We start from the raw sequence: 20,539 nt of genomic DNA on the forward strand, positions 1-20,539 counted from the left end.
GGCCCCCGCCGCGTCCGGCCCGGCCCCGTCCCTTCCCGCTCTCGTTCCGCCTCCCTCCTCCCCGCCCCCGTCCGTGTCCGTTCTCGCCGGGCGGCTCTGGGAGGCCGTCATCGGGGGCGACCAGGTGCGGGCCGCGGCTCTTGCGACGGGGGCGTTGGAGGCGGGGCTGGAGCCGGAGGCGTTGTTGTTGGACGTGATCGGGGGGTTGCAGGCGCGGGTCGGGCGGGAGTGGGCGGCCGATCGGATCACCGTGATCCAGGAGCACGCCGCCACCGCCGTCAACGACCGGGTGGTGGCGCTGGTCGCGGGGCACCCCGCGTTCGCCGCCGCCGCTGCCCGGCAGCCGGATCGCGGCCGGATCGCGGTGGCCTGCGTCGACGGCGAGTGGCACGCCTTCCCCGCCCGGTTGCTGGCCGAGGTGCTGATGCTGCGCGGCTGGCGGGTGGACTACCTCGGGGCGCAGTGCCCGACCCCGCACCTGATCGCCCACCTGCACCGGACCGCCCCGGACGCGCTGGCCCTGTCCGCCTCGCTGTCGACCCGGCTGCCCGCCGCGCACGCGGCCGTCACGGCGGCCCAGGCCGCGGGCGTGCCGGTCATCGCAGGTGGTGCCGCGTTCGGTCCGGACGGTCGGCACGCCCGGCTGCTGGGGGCCGACGCCTGGGCGCCGGACGCCCGCGCCGCGGCCGAGCGCCTGGCCCGGGGGCTGCCGCTGCCCGCTACCCCGCACCAGCCGGTCGACGACCTCCCGCACCTCGCGGACCAGGAGTACACCCTGGTCAGCCGGAGTTCCCGCGAGCTGGTGGGCGCCGTGATGGCGGCCCTGGAGCGGGAGCACCCGGCGGTGCGCTCCTACACCCCGCTCCAGCGCGCGCACACCCTCGACGACCTGGCCCACATCGTCGAGCACCTGGCCGTCACCCTGTACACCGGCGACCCGGAGCTGTTCACCGCGTTCACCGGCTGGACCAGGGAGATCCTGCTCGCCCGGGGCGTCCCGGACGCCCTGCTCGCCTTCTCGCTGACGGTGCTGCGCGAGCAGCTGCGCGACCTGCCGCGCAGCGTCGCGGTCCTGACGGCCGCCCTGTCGACGTCGGCGGGGGGCGCCGCGTGAGCACCGGCCCCGGGCCCCGGCCCCGTACGGTCACCGTCCCGGTGGAGGGCGAACTCGACCACGAGAGCTGCGAGGAGCTCGTCCGGGCGGTGACCGTCCACCTGGCCGCCCGCCCGCAGGTCGAGGTGCTGCGGCTGGACTGCGCGGGCATGTCGCTGTGCGACTCGATGGGCCTGTCGGCGCTGCTCCAGATCCGGCGCGACGTCGACGCCGCCGGGGGCCGGCTGCGGCTCGACCACCGCCCCGCCCACCTGGAGCGCCTGCTGCGCCTCACCGGCACCGCCGACTACCTGCTCGCCGACCGGCCGGACTGAGCCGCGGCCACCGGGCCCCGCCCGCCGCCCCCGTCCGGGTGAGGCGCCGGGCGGGGCGGGTGAGGCGCCGGGCGGGGCCGTTTCCGATTCCCGGACCGGGGCAGCCGACGGCCATGGACCGACGACATCACCCCCGGTGGGACAGCACCCTTCCGCTGCTGGCGCGCGGCTACGCGTGGCTGCCCGACCTGCGCCGCCGCCACCCCGGCCCGGTCGTGCGGACCAGGCTGGCGGGGCGGCCCGCGGTCGCCCTGCACGGGCCGGAGGCCGTCCGCTTCTTCTACGACGAGCGGCACGTCGAACGCGCGGGCGCGCTGCCCGAGCCGGTGCGCAGCACGCTCTTCGGGCACGGCGCCGTGCACTCCCTGGACGGCCCGGTGCACCGGCTGCGCAAGGCGATGTTCCTGTCGCTGCTGGCCGATCCGGCCCAGGTGCGGGCCCTGGTCGACGAGGTCGGCGCGGCGTGGGACGCCGCGGCGGACGACTGGGCGGGGCGGCCCCGGGTGGTGCTGCTGGACGCGTCGGCGCGGGTCCTCACCGAGGGCGTGTGCCGGTGGGCGGGCCTGCCGCTGCCCGCGGACGGCGTCGGCCCGCTCGCCGCGGACCTGGTCGCGATGGTCGACGGTTTCGCCACGCCGGGCCCGCGGCACTGGCGCGGGCGGCTGGCCCGGCGCCGCCGGGAGGCGTGGATCGCCGGGATCGTGGCGGGGGCGCGGGACGGCAGCGCCCCGCTGCCGTCCGGCTGCCCGGTCGAGCGGGTGGCGCTGCACCGGGACGCGGACGGCGAGCTGCTGGAGCCCCGGGTCGCGGCCGTCGAGGTGCTCAACCTGGTCCGCCCCACCGTCGCGGTCTGCTGGTTCGTCGCGTTCGCGGCCCACGCCACCCACCGCTGGCCGGAGACCCGCAAGGCGCTCGCCACCGGCGATCCGGCCTACGCGCGGGCGTTCGCGCAGGAGGTCCGCCGCTTCTACCCGTTCGCCCCGTTCGTGGGCGGCCGGGCCGCCGCCGACCTGACCCACCGGGGCGAGCCGATCGCCGCGGGCACCACGGTGCTGCTCGACCTGTACGGGCAGAACCACGACCCGGAGCTGTGGCCCGACCCGTACGCCTTCCGTCCCGAACGGTTCCTCGAACGCCCGCAGGACGTCGGGCAGTTGGTCCCGCAGGGCGGCGGAGACCCGGGCAGCGGCCACCGCTGCCCGGGCGAGGCGGTGGTGGTCGGGCTGCTGGAGGACCTGTCGGTGCGCCTGGCCCGGCTGGAGTACGTGCTGCCCGCGCAGGACCTCGCCATCCCGCTCGGCCGGATGATCGCCCGGCCGCGCAGCGGCTTCGTGATCGAGGCGGTCCGGGCCGGATGAACGCACACGGACGACACGACGAACGGCAGGACGAACCGCAGCACGGACGGAAGGGGACGCGGATGCCGCAGCACGAGCAGGACGGGCCCCGCCGCCGGGCCGGGAGCACCGCGGCCCCGGACGGGCCGGAGGACGTCCCGGCCCGCGGCTGGTTCGCGGTGCTGCGGCGCACCGCGAAGGAGTTCCTGGACGACGAGCTGCCGGACCGGGCCGCCGCCCTGACCTACTACGGGGTGCTGGCGGTCTTCCCGGCGCTGCTGGTGCTGGTCTCCGTCCTCGGGCTGCTCGGGCGCTCCGCGACCGACACGGTCCTCGACAACCTGCAGCAGCTCGCCCCGGGCCCGGCCCGGGACGTCCTGCGCTCCACCGTCGAGCAGTTGCAGGACGGGCGCGGCGCCAGCGGGGTGCTGGCCGTGGTGGGCCTGCTGGGCGCGCTGTGGTCGGCCTCGGGCTACGTGGCGGCGTTCATCCGGGCGTCCAACGCGGTCTACGACATCCGCGAGGGCCGTCCGGTGTGGAAGCTCACCCCGCTGCGGGTCGGGCTGACCCTGCTGATGATGGTGCTGCTGCTGGCCAGCGCCGTGATCGTGGTCTTCACCGGCCCGGTGGCCCAGCGCGCCGGGGACGTCCTCGGGCTGGGCGCCACCGCCGTGACGGTCTGGTCGATCGCGAAGTGGCCGGTCCTGGTGCTGCTGGTCAGCATCATGATCGCGCTGCTGTACTGGGCGGCGCCCAACGTGCGCGGCCGCGGCTGGCGCTGGATCTCCCCGGGCAGCCTGCTGGCCGTCCTGCTCTGGCTGCTGCTCTCCGGCGGGTTCGCCGCGTACGTCGCCAACTTCGGCTCCTACAACCGCACCTACGGCACCCTCGCCGGGGTGATCGTCTTCCTGGTGTGGCTGTGGCTGTCCAACCTGGCGGTCCTGCTCGGCCTGGAGTTCGACGCCGAGCTCGCCCGCGAGCGGGCCGTCGAGGGCGGGATGCCGCCCGACGAGGAGCCGTACGTGCCGCCGCGCGACACCCGCAAGTGGCCCGAGGAGGAGCGGGCCCCGGACACCGAGACGAACCGAGACGAGGAGCAGCGATGACCGAGTACGGGTTCTTCCTGTCCTGCGAGGAGTTCACCCCGCAGGAACTGATCCGCCAGGCCGAACGGGCTCGGGAGGCCGGGTTCACCCGGCTGGCGATCTCCGACCACTTCCACCCGTGGAACGAGGCGCAGGGCAACAGCGCCTTCGTCTGGTCGGTGATCGGCGCGCTCTCGCAGACCGTCGACCTGCCCGTCACCACCCTGGTGACCTGCCCCACCGTGCGCCTGCACCCGGCGGTCACCGCCCAGGCCGCGGCCACCTCCAGCGTCCTGCTGGACGGCCGCTTCGCCCTCGGCGTGGGCACCGGCGAGGCGCTCAACGAGCACGTCCTCGGCGACCGCTGGCCCTCCTTCGAGGAGCGCGCCGAGATGCTGGAGGAGGCCGTCGAGGTGATGCGCGAGCTGTTCACCGGCCGCCAGGTCAGCCACCGCGGCCCGAACTACACCGTCGATAACGCCCGCCTCTACACCGCGCCCCGCGGCCGGCTGCCGGTCCTGGTCTCCGGGTTCGGCCCCAAGGCCGCCGCGATGGCAGCCCGGATCGGCGACGGCTTCGTCACCATGACGCCCGACGCCGACCTGGTCGCCGCCTTCCGCGGCGCGGGCGGCGCGGGCAAACCCGTCGTCGGCGGGCTCAAGGTCTGCTGGAGCGCCGACCGGGAGGCGGCGATCGACGAGGTGCACCGCCGCTGGCCCACCGAGCTGCTCCCCGGCGAACTCGCCCAACTGTTGCCCACCCCCGCCCACTTCGAGCAGGCCAGCACCCTCGTCACCCGCGACATGGTCGCCGACGCGGTGGTCTGCGGCGACGACGTCGACGCGCACGTCGAAGCGGTCCTCGCCTACCCGCGGGCGGGCTTCGACGAGGTGTACGTCGGGCAGATCGGCCCCGACCAGGACGCCTTCTTCGAGGCCTACCGGACGCGGGTGCTGCCCGCCCTGAAGGGCGCCGACGCCGGTGCCCGCACCGCGGCCGACACGGACCGGGCGCTGGAGACCCCCGAGGCCCGGATGACCGGCGAGGGCGCCCCCGCGCCCGACGAGAGCACCAAGGACGCCGGGGACGGCCCGGAGTTCGCCCCCACCGACCCCGGCCGCTGACCCGGATCGGGCGGGGCGTGCATGACCTGCGGAGGAGCGGTTAGACGGCGGTCGTTCGATCATCCCCGTCCGGAAGGCACCGTCGTGACCATGGTCTCCCGTCTCCCCGGCGCTCAGACGCACCACTGGGACTGGCAGCTCGAAGGCTCCTGCCGCACCGTCGGCAGCGAGGTCTTCTTCCGACCCGCGAGCGAGGGCCGCGCCGAGGCCCGCCGGCGCGAGGAGGCGGCCAAGCGGGTGTGCGCCGGCTGCCCCGTCCGCCTGGAGTGCCGGCGGCACGCCCTCGCCACCCGCGAGCCCTACGGCGTCTGGGGCGGCCTGACCGAGGACGAGCGGCGCGCCCTGCTGGTGCGCCGCGAGCCCGAGGAGGTCATGCCCCGGGCCGCCTGAAGGCGGTGCCGCGCCGGAGGCCGACCGGGTTCCGGTCGGCCTCCGGCGTTCCCGGCGGCCTCCGGCGCGGGCACCGCCGGGTCCGGACGGGGGCGCTGTCCTCGACCGGCAGGTACGGCGCGGAGCGGCTGATCTCCAGGACCCGGCGCACGCAGCGCGACGGCGAGTCCAGCGCCAGCGCCACCCCGATGGCGCGGGCCTCGTACCTGGTCCGCAGCAGGGTGTCCAGGGCGGACGAGGTGAACAGGTCCACCGCCCGCAGGTCGACCGAGAGCCGGACCGGGCGGGCCCGCAGGCCGTCCCGCAGGGCCAGCGCGAACACCTGCTGGTTGTCCTGGTGCAGGGCGCCGATCAGGGCGCACCGGACGGTGCCCCCGGTGCGGCGGGTCTCGATCCGCAGGTCGGGGGTGCGCACCACGACGGGCCGCCCGTGGCGTCGGGTCACCGTGCGGCACCCGCCGGGGCGCTCCGGGGCGGGGGCAGCGGCACGGGCACGGGCACGGCGGACGAGCCGACCGCGTCCCGCAGGGTCTCCCACAGCGCCACGGCGTTGCCGTGCAGGTGGCCGGCGGCCGGGGCCCCCTCCTCGACGGCGGCCAGGTAGGCGCTCACCCCGGCGATCGCGTACCGCAGCTGCGGCGGTAGGGCCTCGACGGCGCCGGTGCCGGCGGTCAGGGCCTCGGTGAAGTGCTCCAGGCGGGCCCGGGTCGGGACCTCCACGACATCGCCTCCAGGTGCCGGTGCGGGGAGGCCGGCACGTCCCACTCTCCCCGCACGCACGACATGCGTCAATGAATGCACGAAAATTATGTCATGCATTACGATTCGCGAACTGCACTACCTATCCTGGATGGGTGGAGAGAGCCGTCGAATCCAGCCGCCAGTGGACGTTCCTGACCAATCACGCCAGGGTGCTGATCCAGATCTACCGCGACCCGGGCATCCGGGTCCGCGACATAGCCGCCCGGTGCCTGCTCACCGAACGGGCGGTGCAGCGCATCATCTCCGACCTGGAGGAAGCCGGGTACCTCTCCCACGAGCGCCGCGGCCGCACCAACCACTACCACGTCATCGACGGCCAACTGCGCCATCCCGCCGACGCCGGGCCCACCATCGCCGAACTCCTCTCCGCCCTCCTCACCCCGCCGCCGGAAACGCCCTGACCCCCGCCGCGCGGACCGGGGCGGCGGGGGTCAGGGCGCTTCCGGCGGGCCTCAGGGAGCCTGGGTGTCCGCCGCCGGGGGCTCGGGCTCCTCGTCGCCCCCAGCGCCGCCGCGGCCCGCGGCCTTGGCCCGTACGTCGGCCGGGGTCGGCGCGGTGATCTCGCGCTCCTCGGCCGAGCGCTCGCGCACGTCCTCCCCGGGCGCCTCCTCGGCGGCCCGGTCCTTGCCGTCCTGCGTGGTCATGGCTGCTCCTCTCCTGCACTCCGTCGGGACACCGGGCGGCTACCCCCGACCCGGACGGCCACACGGGGCCGACCGGGTGAACCGCGCCCGGTGCTCAGCCCGACCCACCGGGCCACACGCCCGTCACCCGCTTCCAGGCGGCCGCACCCGACCGGTCCAGGGCCGCCTTCACCAGCGCGAACACCGCCCCCTGGAGCGCGGCGGCGATCAGCACCTCCCGCCAGCCGCGGTCCTCGTCGGTCGCGTCCGGCGCGTCGTCCTCGTGGGCGACCCGCTGCCACAGCCGCTTGAACACCGCCCCGGCCACCACCCCGCCCAGCGCCCCCACCACCATGCCGACCGGCCTGTACACCACCGCTGCCGCCTCCACCGGACCTCCTCCGCCGTGCCGCCGGGAACGCTCCCGCGGCTGCCCGGCGCCGCCCGCCGCAAACCGGCCCCGGTTGCCCCGGCCCGTTCCGGGTAGCCGACGGCCGTCCCACCCCGTCCCACCCCATCCCGGACCAGGAGGCCCGATGGACGCGATCGTGCTGCTCAAGGAAGACCACAAGACGGTGGAGAAGCTCTTCAAGGAGTTCGAGAAGGCCGGTGACCGGGCCTTCGCGACCAAGCGCAGGCTCGCCGACCGGGTGATCGAGGAGTTGACCGTCCACGCCGTCATCGAGGAGGAGGTCTTCTACCCGGCGGCGCGCGAGGCCGCCCCCGGGACGACCGACCACGTCCTGGAGAGCGTCGAGGAGCACCACGTCGTGGTGTGGATGCTGGCCGAACTGGCCGGCCTCGATCCCGAGGACGAGCGGTTCGACGCCAAGATGACGGTGCTGATGGAGAACGTCCGCCACCACGTCGAGGAGGAGGAACGGGACTGGTTCCCCGAGGTCCGCAAGGCCATGGGGCGCAACCGCCTCCTCGAACTCGGCGAGCGCCTGGCGGCGGCCAGGGAGACCGCCACCCGCGACCCGCTGAAGGTGCCCAGCGCCACGAAGTGACCGCCCGCCCGGCCCGGGGCCCCGCAGCCGTCCGGCCGCGGGGCCCCGGGCCGCTCACCGCTCGTGCTGGCGGCGCTCCTCGTGGCGCAGCAGCAGGAAGGGCAGCACCAGCCAGGTGGTCGCGAAGTAGGCGACCGTGCAGGCGGACACCGTCGCGGCGAGCACGGCGTTGCCGGTCGCGGTGCGCAGCAGCAGCAACAGGGCGCAGCCGATGGTCAGGGCGAGCAGCGTCAGGCCCAGCCCGATCAGGCGCGAGCCGGTGCGGATCAGCACCGGCTTCAGGCCGTGCCCGGTCAGCAGCCGGTGGAAGGCGACCGGCGCGATCAGCGAGGCGGTCGCGCAGGCGCCCAGGACGACGGTGACCGTGTACAGGCCCTTGTCGAAGTCGTCGAGCGAGGCGAACCGCGGGGTGAAGGCCACGCTCAGCAGGAAGCCGAACAGGATCTGCGCCCCGGTCTGGGCGACCCGCACCTCCTGCAGCATCTCGTCCCACTGCCGGTCCGCCCGCTCCTGCGGGCTCTCGTCACGGCCGGGGCCGCCTCCGGACTGCGCAGAGTCGTCCATAGGGGGTCCTTTCGCTCGTCGCACCTGGTCGGCGGGAACGGGAACGGGGGCGGGGTCGGGAGGCCGGGGCCGGGCCGCTCCCGCCGATTCTCCGCCGCCCGCGCCGTCCCCGCCCCCGGTTGCCCGGTGCGGCCGCGCCTATGCCCGCGGACGCCCGGGGGTGTGGGCCCGGGCCGATCGGGCAGGCGCCGTGCCACCCGTTCCGACCCGGAGGACCCGTCCATGGACAGTGGAGAGCGACGGCACGTCAACGACCACCGGGCGAGGGCGCTGCAGCGCTTCCCCCGCCACGACCGGCGCGGCGAGGCCCGGCTGCCCGCGGTGCTCGCCACACTGGCCGCCGTGCTGCTCTACCTGGTGCTGCCGGAGCAGCTGCTGTTCGTCCCGCGCTTCGTCCTGCCCGGCCTGGAACTCCTGCTGCTGATCCCGCTGATCGCGGTCAACCCGCGCCGGATGACCCGGCAGAGGCCGAGCGCTCCGAACTGCCCCTCGCCGACTTCCGGTTCTCCCAGGACGAGAACGACGACGCCATCGAGGAGGTCGCCGACGGCTCCTCCCGCACCAGCGACTGGGTACCCACCCTGATGGACTACCTGTACGTATCACGGGTTTGACGGTTCTTCCCAGCTCAGAGGGGTGGACGACCATCCGGGGTCAGCGAAACGTCAGCAAGTTCCCGGAGGTACCGTCCGCCATGGCAACCACAGGTCTCACCCGCGGCATGGGCAGCTTCTTCAAGGAGTGCGAGCACCCCGAGTCCCGCTGGACCAGGTGTCCCCACGAGTACAAGATCCGGTACCGCAACGCGGCGGGACAGCAGACCGAGGAGTCCGGTTTCGCCACCCAGGAGAAGGCCAGGACCAGGCTCGCCGAGGTCTACCACGCGCGCAAGAACTCCCCGCAGAGCCAGCGCAAGGCGGAGCGCATCCAGAAGTACGGCGGGATGCAGTTCTCGGCCTACGCCGCCGAGTGGCTCAAGGGCCAGCGTCACCAGGGCCCGGCCTCGCTGCGGATGCTCGAGTCCACTCTGAAGAACCACCTCCTGCCCGCGTTCGGCAGCCGCCGCATGGGGACCTTCGACCACAAGGTCGTGGAGGCGTTCATCGAGACGATGGAGCGCAATGGTGTCGGCCTCGCCGCTCAGACCCACGCGTTCGTCAGGCTGAAGACCATCCTGCTGGACGCGCACCGGCTCGGCCTGTACGAGGACAATCCGGTGGACGGCGTCCAGCCCCCGCAGTACGACCCGAAGCGCGCGGTGATCCCCTCCCTCGCCCAGCTCCAGGGGATCCGCACCGCCGGAGACGAGGCCTTCAACCTGGTGGCCGAACTCATGAGCGGCTGCGGCCTGCGCAACGGCGAGGCACTGGCGATCAACGTCGACAACATCGTCGCCGACGACGTGTACCGCGTCACCGAGCAGGTCAACCAGACCACCAAGACCTACGCACCCCTCAAGCACCGCAAGGTGGGGGAGTACCGCGACGTCCCGCTGCCCGCGCGGACCAAACAGGCGATCGAACATTACGCGGACACGTACGGGACGGTTGAGGGCTACCTCCTGCGTAACCCCAAGGACATCACCCTGCCCATGCCGCACCACACCGTCGACAACCAGTGGCGCAGGATCAGGCGCTCCAGGCAGGTTCATATCCCGGAAGGGATGGTCCTCTACGGCCTGCGCCACTTCTTCGCCTCGAACTGCCTCAGCCGCGGCATCCCGATCACCGATGTCGCGGAGTGGATGGGCCACCGCAGCATCGAGATCACCTTCAAGACCTACCGGCACCTCATGCCCGGCTCGATCGGGAAGGCTGCCAAGATCCTTGATCTCGGCCTCGCCGCCTGAGCATGTGCAGGGCCCGCTCGGTCAGGGCGGGCCCCGCACATGTGTTGCACGGCCTCAGAACGAGTTCGGGGGACGGCACTTTCGGCCAGCCCGCCGATCTGGCCCAGAGCGCGGCAGTTCCCGGACTGGCGATCCTGGTGGACACCGTCAACGACCGTCACGCCGGGTACCAGAGCCATGACGGCTGGGGCATCCGGCAGCCCAGTTGGATCACCGGCGCTGTCGAAAGCACTGTGCCCCGTCCACGCCGACCCGCCCTCGGTCTCCTTTCCCGGGGCCGTCGCGGCTGAGCCTTGACCCGGGTCGCCATCTGGTCTCACGTCCTGCCCACCCGCACCCGGCTCCTCCCCTACGACGACGCCACCGACCTCGACGGGCTCATCGACCCAGTCATCTTCCTGGTGCGGGCCGCAGTTCCGGCGACTGCGCGTACGCCTCGGACGGCACCGCCATCACCTCCGGCCCGGTTGCGCGATGTCCTCGGCTCCGACCGCGAGCGCGGTAGCATCGAGCGCGCCAGCGGCACCCCTCCGCTGGCCCTGCGCTCGCTAGAAGAGCGGCCAGTCGGCACCGGGCGGAGGCGTAGGGCGTAGCCGCTCCTGCTTCTCGCCGCCCACGTCAACAGGCCAGCGATCGTCGATGACGATGGCTGTCTCTTTGCATTCTCGGCACGCGTCGTCCCAATCGGGGACCCACGGGTAGGGAGAGGGAACCATGCCCTCCTGCTGCATACCGCACAAGGTTGCACCGAAGTGGCTGTATGCATGGGAGACGCCAGCGGGCAGTTCTGTGGCATCGGCGCGCTCCCACCGCATGTGCACAGGCTCGTACCACGACCGGCTGACCAAGCCCGGATGAGCACCCAGCTCGGTCCATGCGTAGCACCAGGGACAGACCCACGCCTCGCTCACCCGCGAGTCCGCTCTTGGCACTTGTCGCATCTCGTGCCCGCACACGTCACACGTCACGAGCCGACCCTTCCATCCGCCACTGACCACGCCGCACCGGCACAGCTGCAGCGGAACCGACCCACTGAAGGATCACGGACCGCATTTCGTTAGGAATTCTAACGACCTCGTGCGTGGTTGGCCGTGGCCTGCGGGCGGCCTGGTCGTTGGACCTTCCGTGGTGGGGACTGCAACGCGTGCACTGATCGTCTCGGAGCGTCGGATCACCGGCTTGTTGCGGGCGGTGATCGCCGACCTGGTGACCGAGTTGGGACCGATGTGGCAAGCCCGGCGTGACGCAGAGCTGTCCGAGCGGCTGCGGCGGCGGGCGGTCGGCGCGGGCGCGAATACAAACTGGTCTTCGTCGACCGGCTCCTGGCCACGCTCGTCCACCTGCGGCACGGTGTCACCCACGACGTCCTGGCCTGCTGGTTCGGCGTGGACCGCTCCACCGTCACCCGCGCGATCGGCGAGATCCGCCCGCTGCTGGCCGAGCGCGGCTGCCGCATCACGTCCGGCCTTCGTCTTCGCACCCTCGCGGACGTGATCGCCCACCTGGGCGCCACCGGGCGGACCAGGATCATCGACGCGACCGAGATCCGAGTGCGCCGCCCGGCTTCGAACCGGCCGGGCCGCAATCGGTTCGTCTCGGGCAAGAGCCGGATTGAACGCCATGAAGGTGCTGGTGGTCACCGACGACCGCGGCCGAGTGCTGTTCTGCGGCGAGGTGCGGGCCGGGTCGGTCGCCGACATCACCCAGGCCCGCGACGCCGGCCTGGTCGACCTGCTCGCCGACAGCATCCACCTGGAGATCCTTGCGGACGCCGACTACCAGGGCCTGGGCGCCCAGACCTGCGGCCAGGTGGTCACCCCGCCCCGCAAACGCCGCGGCAAGTACCTCGAGTAGGTCCAATGGCTCATGGCCCACCACGAATAGGCCCGCTTCGAACACTCCTCACGCTGCATGCCGGTCGAACACGGCATCGTCCACCTGAAGAACTGGCGCACCCTCACCCGACACCACGGCCGCCGCGACTACCTGCCCGACACCATCCGCGCCGTCGCCGGACTCCTGTCGGACCAACAAGCCGTGTCCAAGCAACAGTTGATGGCACTCTCGTCGGGCCGAGCCGCGTGATCGGCAAGGCCAGGACCTCCCCACAGACGGGCCACGGCCAACCACGCACGAGGTCGTAAGCGCCAGCATCGCCGTCGAGGTGCGGTTTGGCCCGCCTGTCGGAGGCCGTCTCGCATCTACTGGACATCACGGGCGCCAGCAGCGTCTGCACTGTCAAGGCGGAGATCCCTCGCCGCACAGGACCCGCTGAGCCCGGCGGGGCGAGCAAACGTCCGCCCGGACTGCAGCAGGGCGTCGCCCCCTTCCCTACCCGCGGCGCTCCAGGCCGGGACGCCTGGCTACTGGTCGAGGACGCCGACGGCATGGGCGATGACGAGCAGGGAGGTGATGAGTGCGGCGATGCTCTCGACGGCCATCAGGGCCTTGGCCCGGGCGGACAGCGGCATGGTGTCGGTGGGGCTGAAGGCGGTGGAGTTGGTCACCGAAACGTACAGATAGTCCATCAGGGTGGGTACCCAGTCGCTGGTGCGGGAGGAGCCGTCGGCGACTTCTTCGATGGCGTCGTCGTTCTCGTCCTGGGAGAAGCGGAAGTCGGCGAGCGGCAGGTCGGAGCGCTCGGCCTGGGTGCGCGCCACGGGGCCGCCGCGGTCGAGTTCCCAGAACGCCAGGCCGAAGACGATGATGCCGGTGGCCCAGACCTGGAGCGCGGCGAGGAGCAGCGGGCCGCCCTCCTGGGCCCGGCTGGTGACCATGGCGTCGACCAGCAGGCCGAGCGAGACGAGGTTGCTGGTGCCGATGAGGGCGACCAGGGTCAGCGACACGATCCGGGAGAAGCGGTTCTGCCGGGTCATCCGGCGCGGGTTGACCGCGATCAGCGGGATCAGCAGCAGGAGTTCCAGGCCGGGCAGGACGAAGCGCGGGACGGTCAGGTGAGGAGGCGACATCCAAGGCCCGACAGTGCCCCACCGCAACATCGAGATCACCTTCAAGACCTACCGACACCTCATGCCCGGCTCGATCGGACGGGCCGCCGAGATCCTCGGCCGTGGCCTCGCCGCCTGACGGCCGAGGAGGGCCCGCCTCGACCGGGTGGGTCCCGCTTGGCTGCGGCCCACCGGATCGGTGGGCCGTACCCGGTGCTCACATGTACGTTCGTTGCTGCTTGATCCAGGCCTGGACTTCGGACACCTTGAACTGGAGCTTGGCGTTCCGCCCCTGCCCGAACCGGTAGGCCACCAGACCGACGCCTGCGGCCTCCCGGTACAACCAGGAGAGCGAGACGTTCAGGTACTCGGCCGTCTGCTTGGCGTCCATGAACTGTGAAACCATCGATCCTTCTCCCTGCGCTGCGATGCTCCGGTGGAGCGGGATCAGGATGGTCACCGCGGTCCGGCGGTTCTCCGATGCCGACAGAAGCTGCTACGGACCGTCTGCTGATTGACCTCGTGATGGCAGAGGAGAGGAAGGGGCTGGTTCGAGGACGGTGGAGGTGAGGCCACGCGGGTCGGCGGTTCGGTGGGTTGGCTGATACGGCGTTCAGGGACAGGAACGCGGGCACCAGCGGGAAGCCCCGGGTGGTCGGGCGGGCGCGTGCTTGGTGAGCGCAGCCTGCTCCTACGGGCGCAGGGCTGTGAAGGCGATGCCAGTCTCGTAGCTCTCGTTCCAGACGGCGGCAGTGAACTGGGGACGGTCATGGATCTACGTGACGGTGCGTCGGGCAGAAGACGGGTTGGCGGTGCAGTTGTCGTTCCGCAGGCATCGAGCCGTTGGAGGCGCGGGCGGGCCGGGGTTTAGAACAGGGCGTCCTGTTCTGCGGGCGGGTCGGGCCGGGCGGGGCGTTTGGGCTGCAGTCCGGCGGTGGTGTCCAGGTCGAGCAGGGTGTTCCACCGTCCGGCGGTGCACCCGTCGGTGAGCAGGCGTTCCAGCAACTGGGCGGTGACGGTGACGTCGGGCATCGCCCGGTGGCGGTCGGCCGGGCGGGCGATGCCGTAGTGGGCCAGGAGGGTGTCCAGGCTGTAGGAGCCGAGGCCGGGGGTGAGGGCCTTGGCGAGGCGGATCGTGTCGAGCAGGGGTGTGGCGGCCAGGACGGGGCAGTGCGCGGCCTGACGGGCGATCATCCCGGCCTCGGTGGTGGCGTGGTGGGCCACCAGCCGGTAGGGCGGCGCGGTCAGGTGCGCGTCCAGGTGGGCCAGGACGACGGCGGCCGGGTCCGCGGCGGCAAGCATCTGTGCGGTGATGCCGCTCTGCGCGACGTCGCGTGCGGTGACGGGGACGTCGGCGGGCGGCCGGATCAGGGACTCGAACCGGCCGACTTCCGCCAGGCGTCCGTGTACGGGGCGCAGCGCGAGCGCGGCGACCTCGGTCGGCTCTGCCGGGCGCCCGGTGGGGGTGAGCCCTTCGAAGTCGATGACGACCAGCGTCAGGCCGACCAGGGACGGATCGTGGAGCAGTCCCGTCACGTCGTACCCTCCCGTCGGGCTGCGGCCTCGGCCGTGGCGCGGAGCCGGGTGAGGGTTCGCAGGCCGCGCTCCAGGAGTTCGGGATCGCCGGCGGCGGCCCCGTACTGGATGCCGGACACCGCGTCCAGGGCCTCCAGCACCGTCAGGTATTCGAGCTCCGCGGTTGTGAAGGTGCGGCCGTAGCCGTCGGTCAGGGCCTCCAGCAGGTCCGGGCGGCCTGCCCAGAGGTCGGCGAGGCGGACGAAGTCGCGGACGGCCGGGCCCATTTGGGCGCGTTCGAAGTCGATCACGTACAGCTCGTCGGCCTCGCCGAGCAGGAGGTTCCGCAGTTGCAGGTCCCCGTGGGTGAACACCGTCTCGGGTTCTTGCAGCAGCTCGGCGCGGGCCGCCAGGGCGCGGACGAAGTCCGCGTCGCCGGGCGCCAGGTGGGTGCGGGCGGCATCCAGGTGCCGTTCCATCTTCTCCAGCGCGGCCGACAGGGTGTCGTCGGGCCCGGCGGCGGGGGCCGGGCGGTGGATCGCGGCGGCGAGCGCCCCGACCTGGTGGAAGATCGCGCGTTGCTGCTCAGGCGGGTGGACGGCGCCGTGCAGGGGGCGGCCGGGCAGCGCGGTGACGACGACGGCCGACAAGTCGGCGTCGACGGCCACCAGCCGGGGTGTGGCCGCCCCGAGGCCGGGCACCCAGGTGCGGTAGGCGCACCTCGCGCTGGTGGAAGCGCGCGCCCCGGTGGATCTTCACGTACCACTGGCCGCCTTCGGCCCCGGTGGCGCGCCACACCCGGCTGCCCGGCCAGGCCCAGGAGACGTCCGTCCAGGAGGCGATGCGGCCGACGGCCTGCTCGGTGAACTCCCGCACCGCCGGTGTGGGACCGTCCGCGGGGGGCTCTGCGGCCGGCGGCGCGGCGAGGGCGGCGCGAAGCCGTGCGGCGATCCGGGCCGTCTCCTCGGTCGGCACGTCGAGCAGTCCGGCGCTCTCCCAGAGCAGGGCGGCCGTCTGCTGCTGCTCGTAGGGCACGCCGGGCGGGGAGGGCGGCCACGTGGATGTGGACGTGGCTGTTGCCGCTGTGGGAGCCGAGGCTCTGCAGGTAGATCCGCTCCGTCGGCACGACCTGCTGCAGCGCCGCCCCGGCGCGGTGGACGGTGTGCCACAGCGCGGCGGACTGCACCGCGGTGAAGTCGCCGATCACGTCCCGCCGGTGTGCGACGGGAGCGACGAGGAGCTTGCCGAGCAGGGTCGGGTACCGGTCCAGGAACACGACGTGCTGCTCGTCCCGGTAGACGACCTCGTGCCGGAACTCCTCGTCGCCGGCCAGCATGCGGCAGATGAAGCACGGCCCGCTCCGGGACCGCCGCGCATACGCCTGCTCGTCGAACTCGATCCGCTTCATCGCTGCGCCTCCGCGTCGAGTGCGCCGGTGATGGACTGCTCCAGGTCCGCCATGGTGGCGGTGAAGGCGGATTCGAGGTCGACGCCGTACAGCCGGGCGATCACGACGACTGACCACAGGCAGTCCGCCAGTTCGTGGCCGAGGTCGCGTCCACCCGGCGCGGGACGGATCCCGTCGGCGGCCTGGGTGAGCTTCGCCAGGTCGCCGACGTCCCCGGCGAAGCCGAGGACGAAGTCCTGCCGCTCCCAGGTGCGGCCGCGCTGCGCCGCGTTCAGCCGGTCGTACAGGGCGTGGACGCGCATCGCACGCTCGGTGATCTCGCTGAGTTCCATGGGGCACGCTCCGATCAGGCGCAGGTGGTGTTCCATGCAGGGCGGCACCGGGCGATCCGCCCCGCGGGCGCGGTCACCGGCCGGTCCGCTCGGCCGGTCCGGCGGCGGGAGCCCGCGGTGACGGGCGGTCAGCGGGTTCCTCTTCCTGAGGCGCTGTCGATCGACCGGATACGAGGGGCGTCACTGCCTGGTCGGTGGCTTGGTGCGGCAGCAGGCCGGTGGTGCGCTGTGCGGTGAGCAGGACGGCCGCGAGGGTGCCGGCCTCGGTGATCCGGCCGTCGGCGCACATCGCCGTCGCTTCCTCCAGCGGGACCCAGCGCAGTTCCATGTCGGCTTCGCTGGCCTCCCGCTGGTGCTCGCCGACGGTCAGGTCCGTGGCGAGGTAGAGGTGTTCGCGGGTCCGCGCACCGGCGGGCATCCGCCACATCGCCGTCAGCGGCTCGATCCGGGCGGCGCGGATGCCGGCTTCCTCCAGCAGTTCGCGCAGCGCGGCTACCGCCGGGTCCTCGTCCGCCCCGCACCCGCCGCCGGGGCACATCAGCAGCCGCAGGCCGCAGGCGTGGACGTTCTCCTCCACCAGGGCCACGCGGCCCCGGTCGTCCAGGGCCAGGACGCGCACCCCGTCGACCGACTCGGTGTACTCGTACGTCCCCAGGCTGCCGTCCGCGCGCCGGACCTCGTCGCGGCGCACCACCACCCGGCGTCCGGTGAACACGATGGTCGACGACTCCGTGCTCCAGCCTTCGATCATGTCGCCTGCTCCTTCTTCCTACGGGTCGTGCTGCGGTGGCGGAGTTGGTGCGCCCCGCTCGGCGTACGAGGCGCCGGTCACGGGGCAGCGGTGGTGGTGGCGTCAGCGGACCGCGGGCCGGGGAGCCGGGTGGCGTACTGCTGGGCTTGGAGGAGGTAGGCGGTGCGGTAGCTGCCCGCGCCGGGCCGGTCGTCGTTCGGGGCGGCGGCCATGAGTTCCTCGTGCGTGCCCTGTTCCACCAGGCGGCCGTCCTTGAGGACGTAGATGAGGTCGGCGGCGGCCGAGGCAGCGAGGCGGTGGGTGATCAGCAGCACCGTCGCCCCCTGGCCCGCCAGTCGCCGCAGGTTGTCGAAGGCCCGCACCTCCGCGGCCGGATCGAGCGCGCTGGTCGGCTCGTCGGCGACGACCAGGAACGGGCGCCGGCCCTCGGCGCCGGTGGTGGTGGCGCGCAGGTGGGTGCGGGCGGTGCCGATCTGCTGCCACTGGCCGCCGGAGAAGTCGACGCCGCCCTCGAAGCCGCGTGCCGCCAGGGTGTCCCAGCCCCGGTCCTGCTTGCGGAGCAGGTCCTGCATCCCGGCGAAGTCGGCCGCCGCGCCGAGGGCGTGGGCGTCGTCGTGGTGGCCGGGACGGCCGGTGGTGACGATCGCCCGAAGCGTCAGGGGCCAGCGGAAGAAGTCCTGCGGGAGCAGGACGGTGGAGGCGAACTGCTGCTTGCGGTCGGCGGTCGCGGTGTCGACGTCGTCCCAGCGGATGGTGCCGCTGTCCGGCTGGTACAGCCCGCACAGCAGCCGCGCCAGGGTCGACTTGCCGGCGCCGTTGTCACCGACCAAGGCAACGATCTTGCCCGTCGACACCACCAGGCTGACCTTGTCCAGCGAGGGCGTGGTGCGGCCGGTGTAGGTGAAGCAGACGTCCTCGACGTGGATCGCCGCGGGGCGCTCGGGCAGGTCGTCGCCGCCGGCGGGGATGGCCAGGGCGTCGGCCTCGGTGGTGAGCCTCTGCAGGTCGCCGACGTACAGTGCTTCCTCGAACAGCTGGTTGACGCTGCCGAGCAGGCCGCCGACGTTCGCGGCGCCGGTGCGCACCGCGACGACGGCGGTACCCGCGGCGGCGAGCGCCAGGTGCCCGCCGGAGACGAGCGCGCCCAGCAGGCCGAAGGTGGCGGTGAAGGCGAGGCCGGAGGCAGCCGCGGCAGCGATCGTGGTGCGGGCGCCGGCCGCGGCCAGGCGGGCCTGCTCCCGGTCCGAGGCCACGGCCATCCGCTCGAAGTGGTGCAGCAGGAAGGCACCGACGCCGTGCACCCGGATCTCGGCGGCCGTGTGGGTCTGGGTGAGGAGCTGGGCGACGAGCTGGGAGGCCCGCAGGTGCTGGAGCCAGGCCATCACTGAGGTGCGTCGCCGCCGGGCGGTGACAGCCGCCCCCCAGGCGCGGGGCGCTGCGATCAGCACCATCAGCGGCAGCAGCACCGGAGACAGGGTGAACAGCACGCCGCCGGTGGCCGCCATCGAGAGCAGGGTACTGAGCACCGAGACCGACTCGCTGGTCAGACGCTGCACGGAGTGGATGCCGAACCGGGCGGACTCCAGCAGCCGGTTGAACTCCGGGTCCTCCAGGGAGGCCAGCTCCACCCGCTGGGCCCGCTCCAGCAGGGTGAGGGTCGCGGTGCGCTGGATCCGCGGGCTGAGCCGGTCCGCCCCCCCCAAGAGGACACCGCCGCCAAGACCGCCCCGGCACCGGCGGCAGCGCCCGCCGCCAGCACGGAGGGCAGCACCGCGCGCAGCGTGCCGGCGCCGCCGCCGGAGGCGAACAGGTGCCCCAGGGCGGTGTTCACTGCGACCAGGGACAGCGCCCCGGCGCCGGCCCGTCCGACCTCCGCGAGCACCACCCCCGCCAGTGCTGTACGGTCGGCCCGCCAGGCGAGCTGCCACGCCAGGCGCAGCATCCCGGGGATCTGCCGGACCACTGCCCACAGCCCGGCCTGTGCGCCGGCGTCCTCGTACCGGACGAACCCGGCGTCGTAGCGCATCGGCCCGCCGAACAGCAGCTGCTCGCTCGGGGACGACCCGTCCACCGGGGCCGTCCCGCGCCGGAGCCGCTTCACGCCGCCCCTCCCGCGGTCGCGGGGCGGACGGGGGCGGTCGATGCCAGGGGGTGGCGCAGCGTCAGGTAGTGGGCGGCCGACTCGAAGCCGAGCTTCTCGTACAGCGGCAGGCCCTCTTCGGTGGCGATCAGCTCGACCGAGGAGCAGCCGCGGTCCTGGAGTTCGCCGACCAGGGCGCGGGTGACGGCCTCGCCCAGGCCGCGGCGCCGGTGACGCGGATCGGTGACCACGGTGTGGACACGGCCCCACCGGCCGTCCGGGTAGGCGGGGCCGTCGTAGCCCCGGTAGACGACGCCGATCGCGCACGCCGCCAGCACGCCGTCCCCGGCGTCGGCGACGTAGGCCAGCAGGTGCGGGTCGGTGCCGAGGCGGGCCCGCATGTCGGCCAGGAAGGTGGAGCGCCAGGCGTCGGTGGTCGGCCGGCCGGTCAGGACGTCCACGCGCAGGCGTAGCAGTTCCTCGGCGTCCTCGGGCAGAGCCGGGCGGACGGGGGGCGGTGTCATCAGGGGTGTCTCCTCCGGACGGTGGGCAGTGGGCGGGAGCGGGCCCGTCGGCGGTCGGCGCAGGCGGGCGGGGGCAGGGGTGTCAGCGCGGGTCGGGTGGAGGGAAGGGCAGTGTGCTGTCCAGGCGCACCAGGTAGCGGTGGGTACGGCCGTCGGGGAGGTACTCCTGCCGCCACCAGAACGCGATGCCGCCGGAGGTGAACACTCCGACCTCCTCGACCGGCCGCCTCTCGGTGATCGCCCGCAGGTGCAGCTCCGCGGCCTCCGGCGGGACGGGGTGCTGCGGCGTCGGGCGCCGGTGCCGACCCGGAGCTCCGGGCAGGGGGCTCAAGCGGTGGGCTCCGGCGTGAGCGAGCGCTGCACCAGGTGCTGCAGGTGCGCTTCCAGGCGTCGGCGCGGGTCCTCGCTGCGGCGGGCCAGCAGGATCAGCGCGGTGACCGCGATGTCACACGCCTCCCCGTACACGTCCTCCCAGGTGTGGGACGCGCCCTTCCTCGGGTTGGCCGCGAGGACCCCGATGACGGCTTCGGCGAGTTCCCCGGCCTCCTCCGACACCTTGAGCGCCTGCAGGGTGACCGCCTGCTCCGGCGGTACGGTCGACAGCGAATCCAGCTGATCGGCAAGGGACTTGATGGTCTCGAAGACGTCCACGGTACGGTCCTGTCTGTACTCGAATCCCTTGTCCCGGACGGTTCCGGGCAAGGTGCGGCTAACTGATCGTTTCAGAATGAGGTTCGGAGCTTCCGCAGGCAGATGATGGCTGCAGGCTGGTTGGAGCAGGCCCAATCGAGGTCGGTGCGTCGCTTGTA

Annotated in this window: 27 protein-coding genes and 3 pseudogenes; 13 read left to right on the forward strand and 17 right to left on the reverse strand. The window is 73.2% G+C overall.

What is annotated here, in order from left to right; translation table 11 throughout:
- Positions 1–73: 73 nt before the first annotated feature.
- From OO57_RS14490 to OO57_RS14515, 6 genes and pseudogenes are all read left to right on the forward strand, one after another.
- Entirely contained in the window at positions 74–1,114 is a 1,041-nt protein-coding gene (locus OO57_RS14490; RefSeq protein ID WP_033252807.1) for a cobalamin B12-binding domain-containing protein, read from the forward strand.
- On the forward strand, positions 1,111–1,428 hold the full coding sequence (locus tag OO57_RS14495) for an STAS domain-containing protein (protein ID WP_033252808.1): 318 nt from the start codon (positions 1,111–1,113) through the stop codon (positions 1,426–1,428). The genes OO57_RS14490 and OO57_RS14495 overlap by 4 nt, the downstream gene beginning before the upstream one ends.
- A gap of 113 nt (positions 1,429–1,541) precedes the next feature.
- Positions 1,542–2,786 (forward strand): cytochrome P450, encoded by a 1,245-nt coding sequence (locus OO57_RS14500; RefSeq protein ID WP_033252809.1) that lies wholly within the window; start codon positions 1,542–1,544, stop codon positions 2,784–2,786.
- 62 nt (positions 2,787–2,848) lie between these two features.
- Positions 2,849–3,871 (forward strand): YihY/virulence factor BrkB family protein, encoded by a 1,023-nt coding sequence (locus OO57_RS14505; protein ID WP_051777588.1) that lies wholly within the window; start codon positions 2,849–2,851, stop codon positions 3,869–3,871.
- Positions 3,868–4,818: pseudogene (locus tag OO57_RS14510) on the forward strand (TIGR03557 family F420-dependent LLM class oxidoreductase); the annotation flags it as partial. The gene OO57_RS14505 and the pseudogene OO57_RS14510, both read left to right, overlap by 4 nt.
- A gap of 246 nt (positions 4,819–5,064) precedes the next feature.
- On the forward strand, positions 5,065–5,364 hold the full coding sequence (locus OO57_RS14515; protein ID WP_051777610.1) for a WhiB family transcriptional regulator: 300 nt from the start codon (positions 5,065–5,067) through the stop codon (positions 5,362–5,364).
- Here OO57_RS14515 and OO57_RS14520 read toward each other — a convergent pair.
- Complete coding sequence (locus OO57_RS14520) at positions 5,345–5,809, reverse strand: STAS domain-containing protein (protein WP_033252811.1); 465 nt, start codon at positions 5,807–5,809, stop codon at positions 5,345–5,347. The two genes, OO57_RS14515 and OO57_RS14520, sit on opposite strands and share 20 nt — an antisense overlap.
- Positions 5,806–6,084, reverse strand: a complete 279-nt coding sequence (locus OO57_RS14525) for a hypothetical protein (protein ID WP_033252812.1) — start codon at positions 6,082–6,084, stop codon at positions 5,806–5,808. The genes OO57_RS14520 and OO57_RS14525 overlap by 4 nt, the downstream gene beginning before the upstream one ends.
- 134 nt (positions 6,085–6,218) lie before the next feature.
- On the opposite strand from OO57_RS14525, the gene OO57_RS14530 reads away from it, so the two are divergent.
- Positions 6,219–6,527 (forward strand): helix-turn-helix transcriptional regulator, encoded by a 309-nt coding sequence (locus OO57_RS14530; protein ID WP_033252813.1) that lies wholly within the window; start codon positions 6,219–6,221, stop codon positions 6,525–6,527.
- Between the two features lie 51 nt (positions 6,528–6,578).
- On the opposite strand, the gene OO57_RS14535 is transcribed toward OO57_RS14530, so the two are convergent.
- Together OO57_RS14535 and OO57_RS14540 are read right to left on the reverse strand one after the other, a co-directional pair.
- Positions 6,579–6,770: a hypothetical protein gene (locus OO57_RS14535; RefSeq protein WP_033252814.1), complete on the reverse strand. Its 192-nt coding sequence runs from the start codon at positions 6,768–6,770 to the stop codon at positions 6,579–6,581.
- A gap of 94 nt (positions 6,771–6,864) precedes the next feature.
- A complete protein-coding gene (locus tag OO57_RS14540) occupies positions 6,865–7,140 on the reverse strand; it encodes a DUF4235 domain-containing protein (protein ID WP_033252815.1) in 276 nt (91 codons plus the stop codon).
- 145 nt (positions 7,141–7,285) lie between these two features.
- On the opposite strand from OO57_RS14540, the gene OO57_RS14545 reads away from it, so the two are divergent.
- Positions 7,286–7,759, forward strand: coding sequence for a hemerythrin domain-containing protein (locus tag OO57_RS14545; protein ID WP_033252816.1), 474 nt, complete (start codon positions 7,286–7,288; stop codon positions 7,757–7,759).
- A gap of 54 nt (positions 7,760–7,813) precedes the next feature.
- Here the strand turns inward: OO57_RS14545 and OO57_RS14550 are convergent, their stop codons facing one another.
- Entirely contained in the window at positions 7,814–8,323 is a 510-nt protein-coding gene (locus OO57_RS14550; RefSeq protein WP_033252817.1) for a DUF6328 family protein, read from the reverse strand.
- Positions 8,324–8,545: 222 nt separating this feature from the next.
- Between OO57_RS14550 and OO57_RS38470 the strand changes: the two genes are divergently transcribed.
- The 5 genes and pseudogenes from OO57_RS38470 to OO57_RS45490 all read left to right on the forward strand — a co-directional run bounded on the left by OO57_RS38470 (position 8,546) and on the right by OO57_RS45490 (position 12,257).
- Positions 8,546–8,908 carry a hypothetical protein gene (locus OO57_RS38470; RefSeq protein ID WP_051777589.1) on the forward strand — a complete coding sequence of 121 codons (363 nt, stop codon included), beginning with the start codon at positions 8,546–8,548 and terminating at the stop codon, positions 8,906–8,908.
- 109 nt (positions 8,909–9,017) lie between these two features.
- Positions 9,018–10,172, forward strand: a complete 1,155-nt coding sequence (locus tag OO57_RS14560; RefSeq protein WP_234337342.1) for a tyrosine-type recombinase/integrase — start codon at positions 9,018–9,020, stop codon at positions 10,170–10,172.
- A 1,340-nt stretch (positions 10,173–11,512) separates the two neighbouring features.
- Positions 11,513–11,563 (forward strand): annotated as a pseudogene (locus tag OO57_RS45480) (hypothetical protein); the annotation flags it as partial.
- Positions 11,564–11,792: 229 nt separating this feature from the next.
- On the forward strand, positions 11,793–12,026 hold the full coding sequence (locus tag OO57_RS45485; RefSeq protein WP_234337348.1) for a transposase family protein: 234 nt from the start codon (positions 11,793–11,795) through the stop codon (positions 12,024–12,026).
- A 57-nt stretch (positions 12,027–12,083) separates the two neighbouring features.
- Positions 12,084–12,257: a hypothetical protein gene (locus OO57_RS45490; RefSeq protein ID WP_234337343.1), complete on the forward strand. Its 174-nt coding sequence runs from the start codon at positions 12,084–12,086 to the stop codon at positions 12,255–12,257.
- 278 nt (positions 12,258–12,535) lie between these two features.
- On the opposite strand, the gene OO57_RS14570 is transcribed toward OO57_RS45490, so the two are convergent.
- The 12 genes and pseudogenes from OO57_RS14570 to OO57_RS14615 form a co-directional block, all read right to left on the reverse strand.
- Positions 12,536–13,141, reverse strand: coding sequence for a hypothetical protein (locus OO57_RS14570; protein WP_199811262.1), 606 nt, complete (start codon positions 13,139–13,141; stop codon positions 12,536–12,538).
- A gap of 196 nt (positions 13,142–13,337) precedes the next feature.
- Positions 13,338–13,526, reverse strand: coding sequence for a helix-turn-helix transcriptional regulator (locus OO57_RS14575; RefSeq protein ID WP_158715121.1), 189 nt, complete (start codon positions 13,524–13,526; stop codon positions 13,338–13,340).
- Positions 13,527–13,987: 461 nt separating this feature from the next.
- Positions 13,988–14,656: a PolC-type DNA polymerase III gene (locus OO57_RS14580; RefSeq protein WP_051777591.1), complete on the reverse strand. Its 669-nt coding sequence runs from the start codon at positions 14,654–14,656 to the stop codon at positions 13,988–13,990.
- Positions 14,653–15,303 (reverse strand): aminoglycoside phosphotransferase family protein, encoded by a 651-nt coding sequence (locus OO57_RS44710; RefSeq protein ID WP_199811263.1) that lies wholly within the window; start codon positions 15,301–15,303, stop codon positions 14,653–14,655. Before OO57_RS44710 ends, OO57_RS14580 begins: the two co-directional genes overlap by 4 nt.
- Positions 15,221–15,670 (reverse strand): hypothetical protein, encoded by a 450-nt coding sequence (locus OO57_RS45495; protein WP_234337344.1) that lies wholly within the window; start codon positions 15,668–15,670, stop codon positions 15,221–15,223. Before OO57_RS45495 ends, OO57_RS44710 begins: the two co-directional genes overlap by 83 nt.
- A gap of 79 nt (positions 15,671–15,749) precedes the next feature.
- Positions 15,750–16,043 (reverse strand): annotated as a pseudogene (locus OO57_RS45500) (HIT family protein); the annotation flags it as partial.
- Complete coding sequence (locus OO57_RS14590) at positions 16,040–16,375, reverse strand: MazG nucleotide pyrophosphohydrolase domain-containing protein (protein ID WP_033252872.1); 336 nt, start codon at positions 16,373–16,375, stop codon at positions 16,040–16,042. The pseudogene OO57_RS45500 and the gene OO57_RS14590, both read right to left, overlap by 4 nt.
- Before the next feature lie 73 nt (positions 16,376–16,448).
- Positions 16,449–17,126 (reverse strand): NUDIX domain-containing protein, encoded by a 678-nt coding sequence (locus tag OO57_RS14595; protein WP_081973679.1) that lies wholly within the window; start codon positions 17,124–17,126, stop codon positions 16,449–16,451.
- A 77-nt stretch (positions 17,127–17,203) separates the two neighbouring features.
- A complete protein-coding gene (locus OO57_RS38485) occupies positions 17,204–18,829 on the reverse strand; it encodes an ATP-binding cassette domain-containing protein (protein ID WP_081973680.1) in 1,626 nt (541 codons plus the stop codon).
- 394 nt (positions 18,830–19,223) lie between these two features.
- Positions 19,224–19,730, reverse strand: coding sequence for a GNAT family N-acetyltransferase (locus OO57_RS14605; RefSeq protein WP_051777593.1), 507 nt, complete (start codon positions 19,728–19,730; stop codon positions 19,224–19,226).
- 82 nt (positions 19,731–19,812) lie between these two features.
- Complete coding sequence (locus OO57_RS14610) at positions 19,813–20,061, reverse strand: hypothetical protein (RefSeq protein WP_033252820.1); 249 nt, start codon at positions 20,059–20,061, stop codon at positions 19,813–19,815.
- Entirely contained in the window at positions 20,058–20,381 is a 324-nt protein-coding gene (locus tag OO57_RS14615) for a MazG-like family protein (protein WP_033252821.1), read from the reverse strand. Before OO57_RS14615 ends, OO57_RS14610 begins: the two co-directional genes overlap by 4 nt.
- Between the last annotated feature and the right edge of the window lie 158 nt (positions 20,382–20,539).

The organism is Kitasatospora phosalacinea (genome assembly GCF_000717185.1).
In the GTDB taxonomy this organism is placed as follows: domain Bacteria; phylum Actinomycetota; class Actinomycetes; order Streptomycetales; family Streptomycetaceae; genus Kitasatospora; species Kitasatospora phosalacinea_A.